Below are 18,086 nucleotides of genomic sequence, written 5' to 3' on the forward strand. Positions count from 1 at the left end.
ATGAAGAAGCAACCGACACCCGCCGCTAACCCACTGGAAGCCGCCACACAGGCGGTCTACCAGGCCTTTGCCAAATACAGCGCACCAGAGGTGGGCACCTTGGATGTCTGCACCGCCTGCTGCATGGACGCTGATGTGGCCCTGCAAATGAGCCGCCTGCCGCTACGCCAACTGACGGAGAAGCACTTCTACCAATACAACACCTCCGCTAAGAGCGAGGTGCAACCGGCGGACGAAATCAAGTATTTCCTGCCCCGAATGCTGGAGTTGCTGGCGCAAGGCGCCAGGTTGCACCACTCTATCGAGTTGTATCTGGACCGAGTGGGCCGTTGTGAGTCGGGGGCGTACTCCGCTGAAGAAGCCGCAGCACTACTGGACTACGCACGGGCGTTTTTCTCCCAAGGCTTGGCGCACTGGCGGCCAGACAGCGAGGGGCTGTTCCAGGCAGAGTACGCATTCAGCATCCTGCTCATGTGGGACTACGCTGGAGTACCGCTGGCACCTTTGCTGGACGACTGGCTGGCGGACAGGCGCGAGGCAGCAACGCTGAACTTTGTCGAGTCGTACTACTGGGAATACTGGATGGACGGCCAAACCATCAACAACGCTTTTGCGGAAGCACCGTTTCAAAAAGTGATGCAAGACTGGTTGAATAACGCAGACAACAAAACTGACTGGGAGCACAAGCTCCTTAGGTTGCTCCATGAAGGACTGCCCAGCGACTGGCGATCTGCCTGCAAAAAATGTGGGAAGACGCACCATCCACTAGCAAAGCGCTTCAACACAGTTCTCGACGCACTGGCGAGCTGATGGCGAATCACCAAACAACACCGACTATGAAAAACAACTACGAACAACTCGAAATCCCGAACGGTGTGCCCGTGAAGATGTGGACGAACGGCGTGCCTGTGGAGGAAGACGCCAAGAACCAGCTGCGCAACATTGCACGCCTGCCCATCGTTTTCAAACACGTGGCGGTGATGCCCGATGTGCACCTGGGAATTGGCGCGACCATCGGCTCGGTGGTGCCCACCCTCAAGGCCATCATCCCTGCTGCGGTGGGGGTGGACCTGGGGTGCGGAATGATGGCGTGCAAAACCACGCTGACCGCGAGCGATCTGCCGGACAACCTGTCTGGCGTGCGCACCGCCATTGAACGCGCCGTGCCCGTGGGGATGACTCCCAAGCGTTTCGGCCGCGACAAGGGGAGCTGGGATACGCCGCCCGCCGAGACCGACCGCGCCTGGGCCGCGCTCGTGGATGAGTTCGACGAGATTTGCGAAGCGCATCCGCGCATCAAGAACACGAACAACTACAAGCACCTGGGAACGCTCGGAACGGGGAACCACTTCATCGAGATCTGCCTGGACGAACACCAGAGCGTTTGGGTGATGCTGCACTCCGGTTCGCGCGGAGTGGGGAACGCCATCGGCACCCACTTCATCGAGCTGGCCAAGAAGGATGCCGAGATGAACCAGCGCAACCTGCCCGATAAAGACCTGGCGTACTTTGAAGAAGGCGCGCAGTACTTTGGCGACTACGTGAAGGCCGTGGGGTGGGCACAAAAGTTTGCCGCCGCCAACCGCGAAGTGATGATGGGCCGTGTGATTGCCGCGCTACGCAAGGTGATCACCAAGCCGTTCGAGACGCACATTGAGGCGGTGAACTGCCACCACAACTACGTGCAGCGCGAAACCCACTTCGGGCAAGACGTGTTCGTGACCCGCAAGGGTGCGGTGAGTGCCGAGCAAGGCAAGCTGGGGATCATCCCGGGGAGCATGGGGGCCAAGAGCTTCATCGTGCGCGGAAAAGGCAACCCCGAGAGCTTCAACAGCTGCAGCCACGGCGCGGGCCGCACCATGAGCCGCACCAAGGCCAAGAAGCTGTTCACCGTAGAAGACCAGATCAAGGCCACCGAAGGGGTGGAATGCCGAAAGGATGCGGATGTGATCGACGAGATTCCGATGGCGTACAAGGACATTGACGCGGTGATGGCGGCGCAGCAGGACCTGGTGGAGGTGGTGTACACGCTCAAGCAGGTGGTGTGTGTAAAAGGGTAGTCCCCCTGAGCCGCTGCGCGGCTTCCCCCCAAGGGGGACGACGCCCTCGCTGCGGGGCGGCCCTTGCTTGGCGTCTCTCGCCTGGGCCGCGCCAGTTGCGAAGGATTGCAGAAATTACTACATTTTTGATAGCTTATTGCGCTTACTCATCAAGCGCTACAGCCCATTTTTATGCATACATCAGAACAAAAAGAAATGCTGCGCTCCGCCCACCCGGTGGAGCCCCACATGCGCACGCAAGTGCTGGAGGCCTTGCGAGACATAGAAGCCCGGCACAACGTAACGGTGCTCTTTGCCTGCGAATCCGGCAGCCGGGGCTGGGGCTTTGCCTCGCCCGACAGCGACTACGACGTGCGATTTATCTACGTGAACCGCCTGCCCTGGTACCTCACGGTCACGCCCGGCCGCGATGTGATTGAGGTGCCCATCAGCGGTGACCTGGACATCAACGGCTGGGATCTGCGCAAAGCCCTGGGCCTGATGCGCGAGTCCAACCCCACGCTGCTCGAATGGTTGCGCTCGCCCATCGTCTACCGAGAAGAGGCCGGCACCATGGCGCAGTTCCGTGCGCTGGCGGGTCAAGTGTTCTCCAACGCCAAGGGCTGGCACCACTACGCGTCGATGGCGAAGAAGAACTTTCGCGAGCATCTGCAAGCCGACGCGGTGCGCTACAAAAAGTACCTGTACGTGCTGCGCCCGCTGCTGGCCGCGCGGTGGATACGCACCCAACCCGGCGTGCCGCCCATGCGCTTTGCCGAGCTGGCCCAGCACACGCTGCACCCGGTGCGCGATGCAGCGCTGATCGATGAGATCAACGCCCTGCTGGAGGTGAAGATGCGCGCGGGCGAAGCCGCCACCAGCCCGCGCTGGCCCGGCATCCATGCGTTCATCGAGGCCGAGCTGGCGCGCAATGCGGCAGAGCCGGTTCAGCCGTTGCCCGTGCCTGGGAACGCCGCGCTGGATGCTTTGCTGCACGACACGGTGCTGCGCTACCAGCGCTGACATGCCCCCATCACAACAAGAACAACACCATGCAAACCGTACACGCCCTGTCCCCGTCGCAACTCACCGAATTTTTGCTGAACGTTGCCATCACCCGTCCCGTCTTCATCTGGGGCCCGCCGGGGGTGGGTAAGTCTGCGCTGGTGGAGCAATTTGCCCGCAGCGTGGGGCTGGATTGCGTGTCTCTGCTGGGCAGCCAGCTCGCGCCGGAGGACTTGATGGGTGTGCCCCAGATTGTGGATGGGGTGAGCCGCTTTTGCCCACCCGCCATGATTGCGCGCAAGGAGCCCTACTGCATCTTTCTGGATGAGCTCAACGCCTGCTCGCAGGATGTGCAAAAGGCCTTCTACAGCCTGATCCATGATCGGCGTGTGGGCGAGTACACCCTGCCCGAGGGCTCCATCGTCATTGGCGCGGGCAACCGCGCGCAGGACTCTGCCATCGTCAAGCCCATGTCATCGGCGCTGATGAACCGCATGGTGCATGTGCACATGAAGGTGTCAGCCTCTGAATGGCTGACCTGGGCCACGGCCAATGCCATTCACCCCCTGGTGCTGGAGTATCTGCAGCAGCGCCCTGATCACCTGTGGAGCGCCCCGCCCAAGCACGAGGAGCCGTTCTCTACGCCCCGCTCGTGGCACATGCTCAGCGATGCGCTGCACGCGTTTGGCGATGCGCCCTCGGCCTCGATGGTGGAGGCGCTGGCCTATGGCTGCCTCACGCCCCAGCATGCGGCGCAGTTCAAGGCGTTTGACAAGCTGGCGGCCGACCGGCACCGGCTGGAAGCCATCTTCAAAGGCGATGCGCGCTGGCCCCACGCGCCTGAAGACCGCGATGTGCTGTACTTTCTGGCACAGGCATTTCGCGCACGGCTCATCAAGGCCCTGCCACAAGACAAGAGCTCGAACACAGGCGAACTGCAAGCCCTGGTGCATCGCTCCAAAGCCATGCTCAAAGACCTGGCCCAGATCAGCCTGGAGATGGCGCAGATTGCCGTGGCCGAAGAGGCCGGGCAGACGCTGCCTGCCTGGTACATGATCGAAGTGGTGCGCGACCTGCCCCGCCTGGTGGAACGCCAGGCCAAAACAGCCTGAGCCCCCATGGCCAAAACCCCCCATAAGCCCAACCCCGCCACCCTGGCTTTTGACGCTGGCATGGCGATGGTGAAGGCGCACCCCATCTTTGGCCCACTGGCGCACCGCGTATCCTGGGTGCGCACTGCGGCATCGCTGTGCCCCGCCGATGGCTGGCTGGTGGTGCTGCGGCACGACGTGATCCACGTCCACCCCAAGCGCCATGCAGAAGCGGCCGAGTGGGCCTTTGTGCTGGCGCGGGGTGTGCTGAGCTACGCCATGGACTTCTTCCAGCGCGACCGGGGCGACTGGGCGGCCTGGAGCGCAGCCTGCGATGTGGCCAGCACCCGCTTTTTGGCCACCGTCAAATTCGGCACTTGTCCGCACGATATGCAGATGCCGGTGGATGCACCCGCATGGGACGAGGACCGCTGGTACCGCCAGTTTGGCGACAACGGGATGCCCGAGTGGGTCGCCGGGCTGGGGTTGGCCGGTGCCCGCGCGACGAGCTTGCAAGCGCCCGAAGACTGGTCACAGGCGCCGCCTGCGCAAAGGCGTTATGGCTTTGCCAGCACACAAGAAACCTGGAGCGAAGTCTTTGCCGCAGGCATTGCCAACTCGGTCACGCAGGCGGTGGAGATTGCGGCAGGCACCCGCACGGCGCTGGGAGCCAACACACGCAGCGCACCGCGCAGCGTGACCGAACGTGCACGCAGCTGGTTCATCAGCAGCTTTCCGCTGTTGGGGTCGATGGTGGCGGCGTTTGAAATTCTGGAAGATGCCGGGCTGTGCCGCCGCGAGGAGGTGATGGTGGCCGCCGTGGATGAAACCCTGCGCACCATCTACCTCAACCCCGCAGCGGACCTGAGCGAGCAGGAAACCCGCTTTGTGCTGGCCCACGAAATTCTGCACGTGGCCCTGCGCCACATGGACCGGCAGCGGGGGCGAGACCACTACCTGTGGAACGTGGCGTGCGACTACGTCATCAACGACTGGCTGATCCAGATGCAGGTGGGCAGCGCCCCGGCGCTGGGCCTGCTGCACGACCTGGCGCTGCGCGGCCTCTCAGCCGAGGAGGTGTACGACCGCATCGTGGTGGACCTGCGGCGCATGCGCAAACTGCAAACCCTGGCGGGCCAGCAGGGCGACATGCTGCAGCGCCGTCTGCGCACCGATCGTGTGCCGTTTACCGATCTGGATGCGTTCTACAAGGAGCAATTAGGCAAAGGCCTGATGCTGCACGAATCGCAAGGCCGTGGCTTACTGCCTGCGGGACTGCTGGAGGAAATCCGCGCGCTGCTGCAGCCGCCCATTCCGTGGGACGTGGAGCTGGCGCGGTGGTTTGACCACCACTTTCCACCCATCGAAACCCGGCGCACCTATGCGCGCCTGAGCCGCCGCCAATCGGCCACGCCGGATATTCCGCGCCCCCATGTGGGCCCTGATAGCCGCTGGCGCGACGGGCGCACGTTTGGCGTGGTGCTCGACACCTCGGACTCGATGGACAAACACATCCTGGCCAAAGCCCTGGGCAGCATTGCCAGCTATGCCGAGGCCAAGGAGGTGCCCGCCGTGCGGGTCGTGTGCTGCGATGCCGCGCCGTATGACCTGGGTTACCTGCCCGCGCAGGACATTGCGCACCGGGTACAGATCCAGGGGCGCGGTGGCACCGTGCTGCAACCTGCCATCAACCTGCTGGAGAACAGCGCGGACTTTCCGAAAGAAGGCCCGCTGCTCATCATTACCGACGCGGACTGCGACCACCTGGATGTGCGCCGCCCGCATGCTTACCTTCTGGCTCCGGGGCGGCGCTTGCCGTTCACGCCCCGGGGCGATGTTTTTTCGATGAACTGATGGAACTGACTGAATCACCAAGCCTGAAGCCGCTGACCCTCGACGGCTCCACCGGCGAAGGCGGAGGCCAGATCCTGCGCACGGGCCTTGCCCTGTCCATGGTCACCGGCCGCCCACTGCACATCACCCGCATCCGCGCCGGGCGGCCCAAGCCGGGGCTGATGCGCCAGCACCTGGCCTGTGTGCAAGCGGCCGTGGCCGTGTGCGGCGGGCAGGCCGAGGGGGCGGAGCTGAACTCACAAACGCTGGTGTTCACGCCCGGCGCGGTGCGTGCGGGCGACTACCGCTTTCAGATCGCCACGGCAGGCAGTTGCCTGCTGGTGCTGCAGACCGTATTGCCCGCGCTGATGCTGGCCGATGGCGACAGCCAGGTGCAGCTGTCGGGCGGCACGCACAACCCGATGGCGCCGCCATTTGATTTTCTGGAGCGGGCGTTTGCGCCGCTGGTGCGGCGCCTGGGCGTGGGGCTGGAGCTGCAATTGCAGCGGCGCGGCTTCTACCCCGCTGGCGGTGGCGAGCTGGTGGCGCGCATCACGCCTACGTCCGCCACCATGCAGCCGCTGGCGCCCGTGGACCTGCTGGAGCGCGGCCCGCTGCACAACGCCTGGGGCGAGGCGCTGGTGCCCGGCCTGACGCGCAACATTGCCACGCGGGAGCTGGAGGCGCTGGGCCAGCGCATGGGCTGGACGTTTGAATCCGGCCAGCTGCGCCAGCCGCCTACGCGCCAGAACGAAGGGCCGGGCAATGCGCTGATCGCCACGCTGGAGCACGCGCACGTGACCGAGGTGTTCTGCCAGTTGGGCGAGCGCCACCTGTCGGCCGAGCAGGTGGCCAAGCGGCTGGTGGACGAGGTGCGCGCCTACCAGCGCAGCAGCGGCGCCCTGGGCCCGCACCTGGCCGACCAGTGGATGCTGCCGCTGGCACTGGCGGTATGGCGCAGCGGGCGGGCCGCGCGCTACACCTGCAGCGAGGTGACGCAGCACACGGCCACCAATGCGCAGACGATTGCACTGGGGCTGCCGGTGCGGGTTCAGATCACGCCGGTGGAGCGTGCGATGCAGGTGGAGATCCAGCCCGCTCCCTGAACGGCGACGCGCCACCTGGATCAATACCCTGGCTATATCCATATCACCAGGGCAGTAGAACAACTGGTTCAGAATGCGCGTCACACCCTTCCCCTTTCGTCCCACCCGACACCTCACAGGAGACGCCATGAAAGTTGACAACATTCTGCAGACCATTGGCAACACGCCCCACGTGCGCATCAACCGCCTGTTCGGCCCGGCGGCCAGCGTGTGGGTGAAGTCCGAGCGCAGCAACCCGGGAGGCTCCATCAAGGACCGCATTGCGCTGTCGATGGTGGAAGACGCCGAGAAGTCGGGCGCGCTCAAACCGGGCGGCACCATCATCGAGCCAACCTCCGGCAACACCGGCATCGGCCTGGCGCTGGTGGCGGCCGTCAAGGGCTACAAGCTGATCCTGGTGATGCCCGACAGCATGAGCATCGAGCGCCGCCGTCTGATGCTGGCCTATGGCGCGCAGTTTGACCTGACCCCGCGCGAGAAGGGCATGAAGGGCGCGATCGCCCGCGCGCAGGAGCTGCAGGCGCAGACGCCGGGCGCGTGGATCCCCCAGCAGTTCGAGAACCCGGCCAACATCGACGTGCATGTGCGCACCACGGCACAGGAGATCCTGGCGGACTTCCCTGACGGCATCGATGTGCTGATCACCGGCGTGGGCACGGGCGGGCACATCACGGGCGTCGCCAAGGTGCTCAAGGCGAAGTTCCCCCAGCTCAAGGTGTTTGCGGTCGAGCCCTCGGCCTCGCCCGTGATCTCGGGCGGCCAGCCCTCGCCCCACCCCATCCAGGGCATTGGCGCGGGCTTCATCCCCAAGAACCTGGACACCAGCCTGCTGGACGGCGTGATCCAGGTCGATGCCGAACCCGCGCGCGAATTTGCGCGCCGCGCCGCGCGCGAAGAAGGCCTGCTGGTGGGCATCTCCTCGGGCGCCACGCTGGCAGCCATTGCGCAGAAGCTGCCCGAGTTGCCTGCGGGTGCGAAGGTGCTGGGCTTCAACTACGACACGGGCGAACGCTACCTGTCGGTGGAAGGCTTCCTGCCCGCATGAGGGCAGAAAATACCAGCCAAAATGGCCGTTTGCGCGCGACCATCAAGCGCCTAAAGCTATTCAATTGATAGCAACCAGGCATTGACAGCTTTGGCCCCAAGGCCCGCCACCCGGCGGGCCTTTTTTCTGGGTACTGGTCAGCGGGGCCACGCCGGTAAAATCATGGCCCCACGACTTTGCACGCCGCCCGATCGACACGGGCCCGCAAGACCATGATCCGACTCTCTGAAATCCGGCTGCCCTTCACCGCTGCCGAAGCCCCCGAGGCGCCCCTGCGCGCTGCTGTCACCCAAATCCTGGGCATCTCCGACGCCGACATCGCCCACCTGCACGTCTTCAAGCGCAGCTTTGACGCGCGCAAGGCCGACCTGCTGGCGGTGTACATCGTGGACATCACGCTGGCCCAGCCTGAACGCGAAGCAGCGCTGCTCGCAAAGTTTGCTGGCAACCCACACATCCAGTCCACGCCCGACATGGCCTGGCACCCCGTGGGCCAGGCGCCTGCCGACCTGCCCCTGCGGCCGGTGGTGGTGGGCTTTGGCCCCTGCGGCATCTTCGCGGCGCTGGTGCTGGCGCAGATGGGCTTCAAGCCCATCGTGCTGGAGCGCGGCAAGACCGTGCGCGAACGCACCAAGGACACCTGGGGCCTGTGGCGCAAGCGCGAGCTGCATGCCGAGAGCAACGTGCAGTTTGGCGAAGGCGGCGCAGGCACCTTCAGCGACGGCAAGCTCTACAGCCAGATCAAGGACCCGCGCCACCTGGGCCGCAAGGTGATGAACGAGTTCGTCAAGGCTGGCGCACCTGAAGAAATCCTCTACGTCGCCCACCCGCACATCGGCACCTTCAAGCTGGTGAAGGTGGTGGAGAACCTGCGCGAGCAGATCATTGCGCTGGGCGGCGAGATCCGCTTTGAGCAGCGCGTGACGGACGTGATCATCGAAGGCCAGGGCGACCAGCGCCACCTGCGCGGTCTGAAGGTGCTGAACCAGGCCACGGGCGACATCACCGAGCTGCGCGCCGACCATGTGGTGATGGCGCTGGGCCACAGCTCGCGCGACACCTTTGCCATGCTGTACCAGCGCGGCGTGGCCATGGAGGCCAAGCCGTTCTCCATCGGTTTCCGCATCGAACACCCGCAGGGCGTGATCGACCGCGCCCGCTGGGGCCGCCACGCCGGCCACCCGCTGCTGGGTGCGGCCGACTACAAGCTGGTGCACCACGCCGCCAACGGCCGTGCGGTGTACAGCTTTTGCATGTGCCCCGGCGGCACCGTGGTGGCCGCCACCAGCGAGCCCAACCGCGTGGTGACCAACGGCATGAGCCAGTATTCGCGCAACGAGCGCAATGCCAACGCGGGCATGGTGGTGGGCATCGACCCGCGCGACTACCCGCAAGACGCGCAGGCGTTTGAAACCCACCTGGGCCAGACCTACGGCGTAGAGGCCCTGCCCGCCGGGCAGTTCCACCCGCTATCGGGCAGCGTGCTGCAGCGCCAGCTCGAATCCAACGCCTTTGTGCTGGGCGGGCGCGACTACAGCGCGCCGGGCCAGCTGGTGGGCGAGTTCATCGCGGGCAAGCCTTCGACCCAGCTGGGCAGCGTGGAGCCTTCGTACAAGCCCGGCGTGGCGCTGGGCGATTTGCACGCCGCCCTGCCCGGCTACGCCATCGAGGCGCTGCGCGAGGCACTGCCCGTGTTCGGCCGCAAGATCAAGGGCTTTGACATGCACGACGCGGTGCTGACGGGCGTGGAGACACGCACCTCGTCGCCGCTCAAGATCGGGCGCGGCGAGAACCTGCAAAGCCTGAACACATCGGGGCTGTACCCGGCGGGTGAAGGCGCCAGCTACGCGGGCGGCATTCTGTCGGCGGGCGTGGATGGCATCAAGGTGGGCGAGGCCGTGGCGCGCAGCCTGCTCGGCGCGGCCGCATGATGCGGGCGCCCAGCCTGGCGCAGTTTGCAGCGGCGGCCCTGGCCATGGCCGCCGTGGTGCTGGCGTCCAACATCCTCGTCCAGTTCCCGCTCAATGACTGGCTCACCTGGGGCGCCATCACCTACCCGGTGGCTTTTCTGGTCAGCGAACTGGTGAACCGCGCCCACGGCCCGCAGCAGGCGCGGCGGGTGGCGTGGGTGGGCTTTGCGGTGGCCGTTGCGGCCTCGCTGGTGCTGGCGCCGGTGCGCATTGCCATCGCATCGGGCACCGCGTTTTTGCTCTCGCAGTGGCTGGACATTGCCGTGTTCCACCGCCTGCGGCATGGCACCTGGTGGCGTGCGCCGCTGGTGGCCACAGTGCTCGCAGCGGTGCTGGACACCGCCGTGTTCTGGAGCATTGCGTTTGCGGGCACCAGCGACCCCTGGGTCACCTGGGCGCTGGGTGATCTGGGCGTGAAGCTCGGGCTGGGGGTGGCGCTGCTGCTGCCGTTTCGCCTGCTCATCGGGCGACAGCTGGCAACGCACCACCGCGCGGCCTGAACCGCACGGCGCCCCTCTTCTTTTGGCTTCTTTTTACTTGCGCTGCAAAAAGTCCACGGCCAGGGCAGCCAGGCTGCGAGCCCCATTGGGCAACTGGTCCTCGTCGATGTCGAACAGCGCAGAGTGGTTGGGCGGGGCCTTGGCAAATTCCTTGCCCTTGGGTGGCGCGCCCAGGAAGTAGAAGAAGCCGGGAACGACCTTCTGGAACTCCGAGAAGTCCTCGGAGCCCGCCACCTTGGGGATCACCATGGTCTTGCCGCCCATGGCCAGGTTCAGCGCGGGCAACGAGGCCTGCGTGAGCTGCGCAGGGTTCGTGGTCACGGGGTAGGCCACGGGGCCAAAACGCACGCTGGCCTTGGCGCCGCTGGCGGCAGCGATCGACTCGGCCGTGGTGGTGATGCGCTTGAGGGCCTCCTGGCGCATGTCTTCGTCAAAGGTGCGTAGCGTGCCCATCATCTCCACCTTGTCGGGGATGATGTTGTAGCGGGTGCCGCCTTGGATCTGGCCGATGGTGACCACGGCCGGTTCCTGGCTGATGTTGAGCTGGCGGCTCACCACGGTCTGCAGGCCCATCACCACCTGGCTGGCGGCCACGATGGGGTCGATGGTGGCCCAGGGTGAGGAGCCATGGCCCCCGCGCCCTTCCACATGAATGGTGATGTTGTCCGACCCGGCCATCAGCGGGCCGCTGCGGTAGCCCACCACACCGCCAGGCAGGTTGGAGGTGATGTGCAGGCCGTAGATGGCCTGCACATCCTTGAGCGCACCGGCTTCGATCATGGCCTTGGCGCCGAAGCTGGGCACCTTGCCGTTGGCGTCGGGCTCCACCGGCGCGCCCTCTTCGGCAGGCTGGAAGATGAACTTGACGGTGCCGGGCAGCTGGGCCTTCATGCCCGCCAGCACCTCGGCCGCGCCCATCAGCATGGCGGTGTGGGCGTCGTGGCCGCAGGCGTGCATCACGGGCACCTCCTTGCCCAGGTAGTTGGCCTTGGCCTTGCTCGCAAAGGGCAGGCCGGTGTTCTCCAGCACGGGCAGTGCGTCCATGTCGGCGCGCAGGGCCACCACCTTGCCCGGCAGGCCGCCCTTGAGCGTGCCCACCACGCCGGTGCCGCCCACGCCGGTCTGCACCTCCATGCCCAGCTTCTTCAGGTGCTCGGCCACGAGCTTGGCGGTGCGCACCTCCTGGCCCGAGAGTTCGGGGTGGGCATGGATGTCGCGGCGCCAGTTGACCATCTTGGGCGCCACGGCGTTCACGGCGGCGTCGATGGCCTGCAGGCCGGCGGCATCCAGCGCCTGGGCCTGGGCCGAAGAGACAAAAGTCAGCCCGCAGGCGACGAGGCCGGCGGCAATCGCGATGGCAGAGAGGGGTTTGTGCATGGGCAGATCCGTAGGGAGTGAACAGCCACGAGGGCCTGGGTGGGGAAGCGAAAAGCACATTCATGCTAAAAGCGCACACCACCTTCATGACAAGCGAAAATCGCCATCCACAGAGCCAATATCGCCATGCCACCGTCACCTTTGTCCTTGCCTGCAGCGCCGCCCAAGCCCCCGGTGTTCCGCGTGGACATCCCGCTGCTGCCCGAGTCGGCCGTGGGCAGTGCCCTGCAACTCATCGACCTGCTGCGCGGCGCCAACCTGCTGGCCAGCCTGCGGCTGGGGGCGCAGGCGCCCCGCCTGGCCTGGCGCCTGCTGGACGCCGAGGGCCTGCCGCTGGCACCCCTGCCCGGCCCCCTGGCGGCCTACGTGACCCCGGACGATGGCACAGTGGCCCCAGCGCCCGCCCAGGCACTGCTGATCCCGTCCTTCCACGCGCCCGACATCCCGGCCATCCGCGCCGTGGCGGCCCGGCACCAGGCGTTGTCCCGCCAGCTGGGCATTGCGCTGGACGCGGGACAGAAGCTGCTCACCGTGGGCAACGGCGCCTGGCTGGCCGCACAGAGCGGGCGGCTGAACGGGCGGCAGGCCTGCCTGCCCTGGTTCTACATCGCAGGGTTCGAACGGGACTTCCCGGGCATTGGCCACAGCCTGGGCCAGGACCTGTCGGACGATGGCCCCTGGCTGAGCTGCGCGCTGCCCAGCAACGTGAACCTGCTGGCCATTGCCCTGGTGCGCCAGGCGCTGGGGCCGGAGCTGGCCGCCGCCTGCGAGACCGTGATGGCCCCCGACCACCAGCGCGCCCGCGCGGCGCTGCAGGCCAATGCGCAGCAGCACATCCCCGCCACGCGCGACAGCACACTCGCCCGCGCCATTGCCTGGATGGAGGCACACCTGGACCAGCCTTACTCGCTGGACCGGCTGGCCGAGGCAGCATCGGTGAGCACCCGCACCCTGCTGCGGCATTTTCAGCAGGAGCTGTCGCAGTCGCCGCTGGACCACCTGCACAGCCTGCGCTGCGCACGCGCCAAGGTGCTGCTGGAGGTGACGCTGGAGAGCGTGCCCAGCATCGCGGTCGCCTGCGGATATGCCGACCCGGCGGCGTTCCGGCGCATCTTTGTGCGCTACACCGGCATGGCACCGGCCGAGTACCGCAAGCGCCATGCGCTGCGTGCGCCACGGCGGCGCTGGCGGGTGGAAGTGAAGTAGCGGTCCGGTCGCAATACCTACTGCGCGCGGCTCAGCGCAGCGCGTTGCCCGCAGGCAGGCGGAACGCCTCCACCAGCTCAGCCAGCTGCTGCGCCTGCACGCGCAGGCCCTGGGCGGCGGCGGAGGACTCCTCCACCAGCGCGGCGTTCTGCTGCGTCATCTGGTCGAGTTGCGAGACGGCCTCGCCCACCTGGCTCAGGCCCGTGGTCTGCTCGCGGGCGGCGGTGCTGATCTCGCCAATGATGGTGGCCACCTGCTGCACCGACTGGACGATCTCGCCCATGGTGCTGCCTGCCGCGTGGACCAGTTGCGTGCCCTCGTCCACCTGCCGCACGCTGTCGCTGATCAGGCCCCCAATCTCCTTGGCCGCCGTGGCCGAGCGCTGGGCCAGGCTGCGCACCTCGCCCGCCACCACCGCAAAGCCCCGGCCCTGCTCGCCTGCGCGCGCGGCCTCGACGGCAGCGTTCAGCGCCAGGATGTTGGTCTGGAACGCAATGCCGTCGATCACGCTGGTGATATCGGCAATGCGACGCGAAGACAGCGCAATGCCATCCATGGTGCCCACCACGCGGTCCACGGCCTCACGCCCACGCTGGGCAACGCTGCTGGCACCGGTGGCCAGGGTGCTGGCCTGCGCTGCAGCGTCGGCGCTGTGGCGCACGGTGGCCAGCAGTTCTTCCATGCTGGCGGCGATTTCTTCGAGGTTGGAGGCGGTGTGTTCAGTGCGGGCCGACAAGTCGCTGTTGCCCGCCGCAATCTCGCTGCTCGCGCCCGCCACCGAGGTGCTGGCCTGGCGCATGCCCACCACCAGCCCTGCCAGGCGGGCCTGCATGCCGCCCAGGCGTGACAGCAAGGCCTGCAGCTCGTCGCGGTTGCCCGTGCTCAAGGCGGGGATGGCCGAGGTGAGGTCACCGTCGGCAATGCGGTCCGTCACCTCGGATGCCTGGGCGAGCGGCTGCAGAATGGAACGCGACAGCCACCATGCGCAGGCCAGGCTCAGCAACAACCCCACCACCGAGCCCGCTGCCAGCAGCGTGATGCCCTGGCGTTCGCTGCTGGCGGCGGCCTCGCGGGCCTGGGCCACGCGCTGGCGCTGGTACTCGGCCAGCTTGTTCACGGCCGCTGCATAGGCATCGGCTGCCGGACGCAGCTGGTTGGCCACAGCGTCTGCAGGCAGTGCCTCGCCCGCCTTGCGGCGCTTGACCAGGTCATCGCGCACCGCGCGAAAACCGTTTCCCGCCTTGTCGATGGCGTCGAACAGCGCTTGGGATTCGGGGTCTGCCGCCAGTTCGTCCAGGCGCTTGCGCACTTCGGACGACCGTGCCGAGGTGGTCTTGCGGTCGGCGTCGATGCGCGCTGCATAGGCGGGGTTGTTGTCGATCTCCAGCAGCGTCTCGGCGCGGGCAGAACTGAGCACAACGATGGCGTGAAGCTCCCGCGCCAGCAAAGCGCGCTCGGACGATGCGCCGCCCAGGTCGTCGGCAATGTCCTGCAACCCTGCCAGCCGCCAGATGCCAACGGCCGCCGAAAGCGACATGACAAGACACACAACACCAAAGGCCAGGGCCAGACGAACCGCAACACGTGCGTGGGAGATGGACATAAGAATGGATTCCGTGGGGGGGACAAAAACACCGGGCCGAAGTCGGCCACCGGCCCCGGGGCATGCGCCGGGGCACCGCAGGCGCACACCAGCATATCGACACAAGGTGACACCCACTTGAGTTGGCAAGGTGCCAGCCACGGTGCAAGGGCCGGCGACGGCCCACACCCCCGTTGGTTGGTTGACCCAAAAGGAAACCGCCGCAGGGCGCAAACCCTGCGGCGGTGTCTTGAGGGGCTGCGTGGGGCGAGGCCCCACCCCGTCAGCCCTTATTGCTGCTGCGCATTCTGCAGCGCGGCAATGCGCTCTTCGATGGGCGGGTGGGTGCTGAACAGCTTGCCAATGCCACCGGCAATGCCCATGGCGGCCACGCTCTTGGGCAGCTCGCCGGGGTGCATGCCGCCCAGGCGGGCCAGGGCGTTGATCATGGGCTGGCGGCGGCCCATCAGCTGCGCAGCACCTGCGTCGGCGCGGAATTCGCGCTGGCGGCTGAACCAGGCCACGATGATGGCTGCGGCAAAGCCCAGCACGATGTCGAGCACGATGGTGGTCACGTAGTAGCCGATGCCGGGGCCCGAGCTGTTTTCGTCGTTCTTGCGCAGGAAGCTGTCCACTGCGTAGCCGATGACGCGCGACAGGAACACCACAAAGGTGTTCATCACGCCCTGGATCAGCGTCATGGTGACCATGTCACCGTTGGCAATGTGCGCCACCTCGTGGCCGATGACGGCCTCGACCTCGTCACGCGTCATGCCCTGCAGCAGGCCCGTGGACACGGCCACCAGCGCGGAGTTCTTGAACGCGCCCGTGGCAAAGGCATTCGGGTCGCCTTCAAAGATGCCGACTTCGGGCATGCCGATGCCCGCCTTGTCGGCAAACTTGCGCACGGTCTCGACGATCCAGCGCTCGTCGGGCGAGCCGGAGCCGTCGATCACGCGCACGCCCGAGGTCCACTTGGCCATGGGCTTGCTGATGAGCAGCGAGATGATCGCGCCGCCAAAACCCATGACCAGCGCGAAGCCCAGCAGCGCGCCCAGGTTCAGGCCGTTGGCCGTGAGGTAGCGGTTGACGCCCAGCAGGCTGGCCACCACCCCCAGCACGACAACGACGGCCAGGTTGGTCATCACAAATAACAGGATCCGCTTCATGGCTTGAATTCTCCGTGGGGTAAACAACAACAGGTGTTTGCTGGCTTAGATGGGGGCCGGCGGCCGCTCTTCAAGCGCCGCCCCCTGTGTGGGAACGGCACCCGCCCTCTGGCCGCGATTGCATCGCGCTATGGTAGGTGCAAACCTGCATGCGCCCCTTATCACACAAGCCTTGACGGGAATTAGCGCGGCTCACAAAACGCTTCTGGCGTCGTTGCCGCGTCTTGTCGTACTGCCCGTACTGCCCGTACTGCCTGCGACACAGCGCCTGGCCAGAACCGCTTCGCTGAGTCTTGTTAGCCGCTCCTAGGCCCCTGTCGCTGCGCGGGGTGGCCGGAACACCTGGGCGTCGGCATAAAAACCTGGCGCCTCATTGGCGGGCCACCAGCCGGGCACGCCCAGCACGGGCAGCGGCGAGAAAGGTTTGGCAGCCCAGGGCTGGGGCTGGATCTCCTGCGCCAGCCAGGCATCCAGATTTGCTATTGATTCAATAGCTACCGGGGCTGTATAGACGTGCGCAACCATGGGTTTTCGGGGCGCAACCAGCTTCTCCATCAGCGCATGGCCTACCAACACCAGCCGGGCCTGGGCCCAGAGCGGGCGCAGGTCGATGAACAGCCGCTGCCAGTCGCGCGAGTGCAGCGCCTGCCACAGCGCGTCGGGCGCCTGCAGCAGCGCACCGTTTTCATCAAACACCGTGAGCGCATCGCGCAGCGGCCCGCGCACGGCCTGTACACCGTCGGCGGCGATGGCCTGGGCCTGCAGCTGGTTCAGGCGGCCCTTGGTGCGCGGAAACTGGTGCCACACCAGGCCGTTGAAGAAGTCGTGCAGGTTGTCGCGTGTGGGCACGCGGCGGGTGTCCCAGATGTACTGCTCGTAGGCCGTGCCTTCGGGCAGCTCGGACTGAGGCACAAAACCCACTGGCAACGCTGGCGGCGCTGCGACCTGCAAGGCCCGGTGCACGGCAGGATCGTGCTGCAGCTGCTGCGCCACGGGCTGGCCCAGGGTGCGCCACGGCGCCAGCCAGGGGGCGCTCCAGTCGATGGCGTCGAAGGCTTCGCTTACACCAGCCGCCACGGCAGGGCTTCACCGGCACGCAGGGGCTTGAGTTCGGCTTCGCCAAACGCAAAGCTGTCGGGCGGTGTCCACGACTCGCGGCGCAGGGTGATGGTGCCGGTGTTGCGCGGCAGGCTGTAGAAGTCAGGGCCGTGGAAGCTGGCAAAGCCTTCGAGCTTGTCGAGTGCACCGGCGTTGTCGAACGCCTCGGCATACATCTCGATGGCCGCGTGGGCCGTGTAGCAGCCCGCGCAGCCGCTGGCGTGCTCCTTGAGGTGCGCCGGGTGCGGTGCGCTGTCGGTGCCCAGGAAGAACTTGCTGCTGCCGCTGGTGGCGGCCTGCACCAGGGCCACGCGGTGGGTTTCGCGCTTGAGCACCGGCAGGCAGTAGTAGTGCGGGCGCACGCCGCCCACAAAGATGGCATTGCGGTTGTACAGCAGGTGGTGCGCGGTGATGGTGGCGGCGGTGAAGCGGTCGGCGTCTGCCACGTAGTCGGCCGCGTCCTTGGTGGTGATGTGCTCGAAGACGATCTTCAGCTCGGGGAAGTCGCGGCGCAGCGGGATGAGCTGCTGCTCGATGAACACGGCCTCGCGGTCGAACAGGTCGATGTCGCTGCTGGTCACCTCGCCGTGCACCAGCAGCAGCATCCCTGCCTTCTGCATGGCTTCGAGCGTCTTGTAGGTCTTGCGCAGGTCGGTCACGCCCGCATCGCTGTTGGTGGTGGCGCCGGCGGGGTAGAGCTTGCAGGCCACCACGCCCGCGTCCTTGGCGCGCGCGATCTCGTCGGCGGGCAGGTTGTCGGTGAGGTACAGCGTCATCAGCGGCTCGAAGCTCAGGCCTGCGGGCACGGCGGCCAGGATGCGCTGCTTGTAGGCCAGCGCCTGCTCCGCCGTGGTGACTGGCGGGCGCAGGTTGGGCATGATGATCGCGCGGCCGAACTGGGCGGCGGTGTGGGGCACCACCGTGTGCAGTGGCTCCCCGTCGCGCACGTGCAGGTGCCAGTCGTCGGGGCGGGTGATGGTGAGGGTGGTGGGCGCGGTGGGGGTGTGGAGTGCGGCTGTCATGGGCGACATTGTCCCATTGGCATGATTACTATTATTTTTATAG

Annotated in this window: 15 protein-coding genes; 10 read left to right on the top strand and 5 right to left on the bottom strand. The window is 66.4% G+C overall.

Going from position 1 to position 18,086, the window contains the following annotated elements; translation table 11 throughout:
• The 9 genes from CBY09_RS09115 to CBY09_RS09155 all read left to right on the top strand — a co-directional run bounded on the left by CBY09_RS09115 (window position 1) and on the right by CBY09_RS09155 (window position 10,589).
• Window positions 1-810, top strand: a complete 810-nt coding sequence (locus tag CBY09_RS09115; RefSeq protein ID WP_094288711.1) for a hypothetical protein — start codon at window positions 1-3, stop codon at window positions 808-810.
• A 26-nt stretch (window positions 811-836) separates the two neighbouring features.
• Window positions 837-2,060 carry an RtcB family protein gene (locus CBY09_RS09120; protein WP_094288713.1) on the top strand — a complete coding sequence of 408 codons (1,224 nt, stop codon included), beginning with the start codon at window positions 837-839 and terminating at the stop codon, window positions 2,058-2,060.
• A 195-nt stretch (window positions 2,061-2,255) separates the two neighbouring features.
• Entirely contained in the window at window positions 2,256-3,062 is an 807-nt protein-coding gene (locus CBY09_RS09125; protein WP_240515656.1) for a nucleotidyltransferase domain-containing protein, read from the top strand.
• A gap of 29 nt (window positions 3,063-3,091) precedes the next feature.
• Window positions 3,092-4,156 (top strand): AAA family ATPase, encoded by a 1,065-nt coding sequence (locus tag CBY09_RS09130; RefSeq protein ID WP_094288727.1) that lies wholly within the window; start codon window positions 3,092-3,094, stop codon window positions 4,154-4,156.
• 6 nt (window positions 4,157-4,162) lie between these two features.
• Window positions 4,163-5,989 (top strand): vWA domain-containing protein, encoded by a 1,827-nt coding sequence (locus CBY09_RS09135; RefSeq protein WP_094288729.1) that lies wholly within the window; start codon window positions 4,163-4,165, stop codon window positions 5,987-5,989.
• Window positions 5,989-7,074 (top strand): RNA 3'-terminal phosphate cyclase, encoded by a 1,086-nt coding sequence (rtcA, locus tag CBY09_RS09140; RefSeq protein ID WP_205734118.1) that lies wholly within the window; start codon window positions 5,989-5,991, stop codon window positions 7,072-7,074. The genes CBY09_RS09135 and rtcA overlap by 1 nt, the downstream gene beginning before the upstream one ends.
• A 127-nt stretch (window positions 7,075-7,201) precedes the next feature.
• Window positions 7,202-8,119 carry a cysteine synthase A gene (gene cysK, locus CBY09_RS09145; RefSeq protein WP_094288731.1) on the top strand — a complete coding sequence of 306 codons (918 nt, stop codon included), beginning with the start codon at window positions 7,202-7,204 and terminating at the stop codon, window positions 8,117-8,119.
• Window positions 8,120-8,331: 212 nt separating this feature from the next.
• A complete protein-coding gene (locus tag CBY09_RS09150; protein ID WP_094288733.1) occupies window positions 8,332-10,050 on the top strand; it encodes an NAD(P)/FAD-dependent oxidoreductase in 1,719 nt (572 codons plus the stop codon).
• Complete coding sequence (locus CBY09_RS09155) at window positions 10,047-10,589, top strand: VUT family protein (protein ID WP_094288735.1); 543 nt, start codon at window positions 10,047-10,049, stop codon at window positions 10,587-10,589. Before CBY09_RS09150 ends, CBY09_RS09155 begins: the two co-directional genes overlap by 4 nt.
• 33 nt (window positions 10,590-10,622) lie before the next feature.
• Here CBY09_RS09155 and CBY09_RS09160 read toward each other — a convergent pair whose 3' ends face one another.
• Window positions 10,623-11,966: an amidohydrolase gene (locus CBY09_RS09160; RefSeq protein ID WP_094288737.1), complete on the bottom strand. Its 1,344-nt coding sequence runs from the start codon at window positions 11,964-11,966 to the stop codon at window positions 10,623-10,625.
• A gap of 126 nt (window positions 11,967-12,092) precedes the next feature.
• Between CBY09_RS09160 and CBY09_RS09165 the strand changes: the two genes are divergently transcribed.
• Window positions 12,093-13,172 (top strand): GlxA family transcriptional regulator, encoded by a 1,080-nt coding sequence (locus tag CBY09_RS09165; protein ID WP_094288739.1) that lies wholly within the window; start codon window positions 12,093-12,095, stop codon window positions 13,170-13,172.
• 31 nt (window positions 13,173-13,203) lie between these two features.
• Here the strand turns inward: CBY09_RS09165 and CBY09_RS09170 are convergent, their stop codons facing one another.
• The 4 genes from CBY09_RS09170 to pyrC form a co-directional block, all read right to left on the bottom strand.
• Window positions 13,204-14,775, bottom strand: coding sequence for a methyl-accepting chemotaxis protein (locus CBY09_RS09170; protein ID WP_094288741.1), 1,572 nt, complete (start codon window positions 14,773-14,775; stop codon window positions 13,204-13,206).
• A gap of 269 nt (window positions 14,776-15,044) precedes the next feature.
• Window positions 15,045-15,923, bottom strand: coding sequence for a protease HtpX (htpX, locus tag CBY09_RS09175; RefSeq protein ID WP_094288743.1), 879 nt, complete (start codon window positions 15,921-15,923; stop codon window positions 15,045-15,047).
• 306 nt (window positions 15,924-16,229) lie between these two features.
• Window positions 16,230-17,000, bottom strand: coding sequence for a DUF3025 domain-containing protein (locus CBY09_RS09180; protein ID WP_094288745.1), 771 nt, complete (start codon window positions 16,998-17,000; stop codon window positions 16,230-16,232).
• Complete coding sequence (pyrC, locus tag CBY09_RS09185; RefSeq protein WP_420807446.1) at window positions 16,985-18,052, bottom strand: dihydroorotase; 1,068 nt, start codon at window positions 18,050-18,052, stop codon at window positions 16,985-16,987. The genes CBY09_RS09180 and pyrC overlap by 16 nt, the downstream gene beginning before the upstream one ends.
• Window positions 18,053-18,086: the final 34 nt, after the last annotated feature.

Origin of the sequence: Acidovorax kalamii, from assembly GCF_002245625.1 — a bacterium.
GTDB lineage: Bacteria > Pseudomonadota > Gammaproteobacteria > Burkholderiales > Burkholderiaceae_C > Acidovorax > Acidovorax kalamii.

Bases quoted from the DNA above. Each gene is read 5' to 3' on its own strand.
- CBY09_RS09115 (WP_094288711.1), top strand. From the start codon at position 1: ATGAAGAAGCAACCGACACCCGCCGCTAACCCACTGGAAGCCGCCACA.
- CBY09_RS09120 (WP_094288713.1), top strand. From the start codon at position 837: ATGAAAAACAACTACGAACAACTCGAAATCCCGAACGGTGTGCCCGTG.
- CBY09_RS09125 (WP_240515656.1), top strand. From the start codon at position 2,256: ATGCTGCGCTCCGCCCACCCGGTGGAGCCCCACATGCGCACGCAAGTG.
- CBY09_RS09130 (WP_094288727.1), top strand. From the start codon at position 3,092: ATGCAAACCGTACACGCCCTGTCCCCGTCGCAACTCACCGAATTTTTG.
- CBY09_RS09135 (WP_094288729.1), top strand. From the start codon at position 4,163: ATGGCCAAAACCCCCCATAAGCCCAACCCCGCCACCCTGGCTTTTGAC.
- rtcA (WP_205734118.1), top strand. From the start codon at position 5,989: ATGGAACTGACTGAATCACCAAGCCTGAAGCCGCTGACCCTCGACGGC.
- cysK (WP_094288731.1), top strand. From the start codon at position 7,202: ATGAAAGTTGACAACATTCTGCAGACCATTGGCAACACGCCCCACGTG.
- CBY09_RS09150 (WP_094288733.1), top strand. From the start codon at position 8,332: ATGATCCGACTCTCTGAAATCCGGCTGCCCTTCACCGCTGCCGAAGCC.
- CBY09_RS09155 (WP_094288735.1), top strand. From the start codon at position 10,047: ATGATGCGGGCGCCCAGCCTGGCGCAGTTTGCAGCGGCGGCCCTGGCC.
- CBY09_RS09160 (WP_094288737.1), bottom strand. From the start codon at position 11,966: ATGCACAAACCCCTCTCTGCCATCGCGATTGCCGCCGGCCTCGTCGCC.
- CBY09_RS09165 (WP_094288739.1), top strand. From the start codon at position 12,093: ATGCCACCGTCACCTTTGTCCTTGCCTGCAGCGCCGCCCAAGCCCCCG.
- CBY09_RS09170 (WP_094288741.1), bottom strand. From the start codon at position 14,775: ATGTCCATCTCCCACGCACGTGTTGCGGTTCGTCTGGCCCTGGCCTTT.
- htpX (WP_094288743.1), bottom strand. From the start codon at position 15,923: ATGAAGCGGATCCTGTTATTTGTGATGACCAACCTGGCCGTCGTTGTC.
- pyrC (WP_420807446.1), bottom strand. From the start codon at position 18,052: ATGTCGCCCATGACAGCCGCACTCCACACCCCCACCGCGCCCACCACC.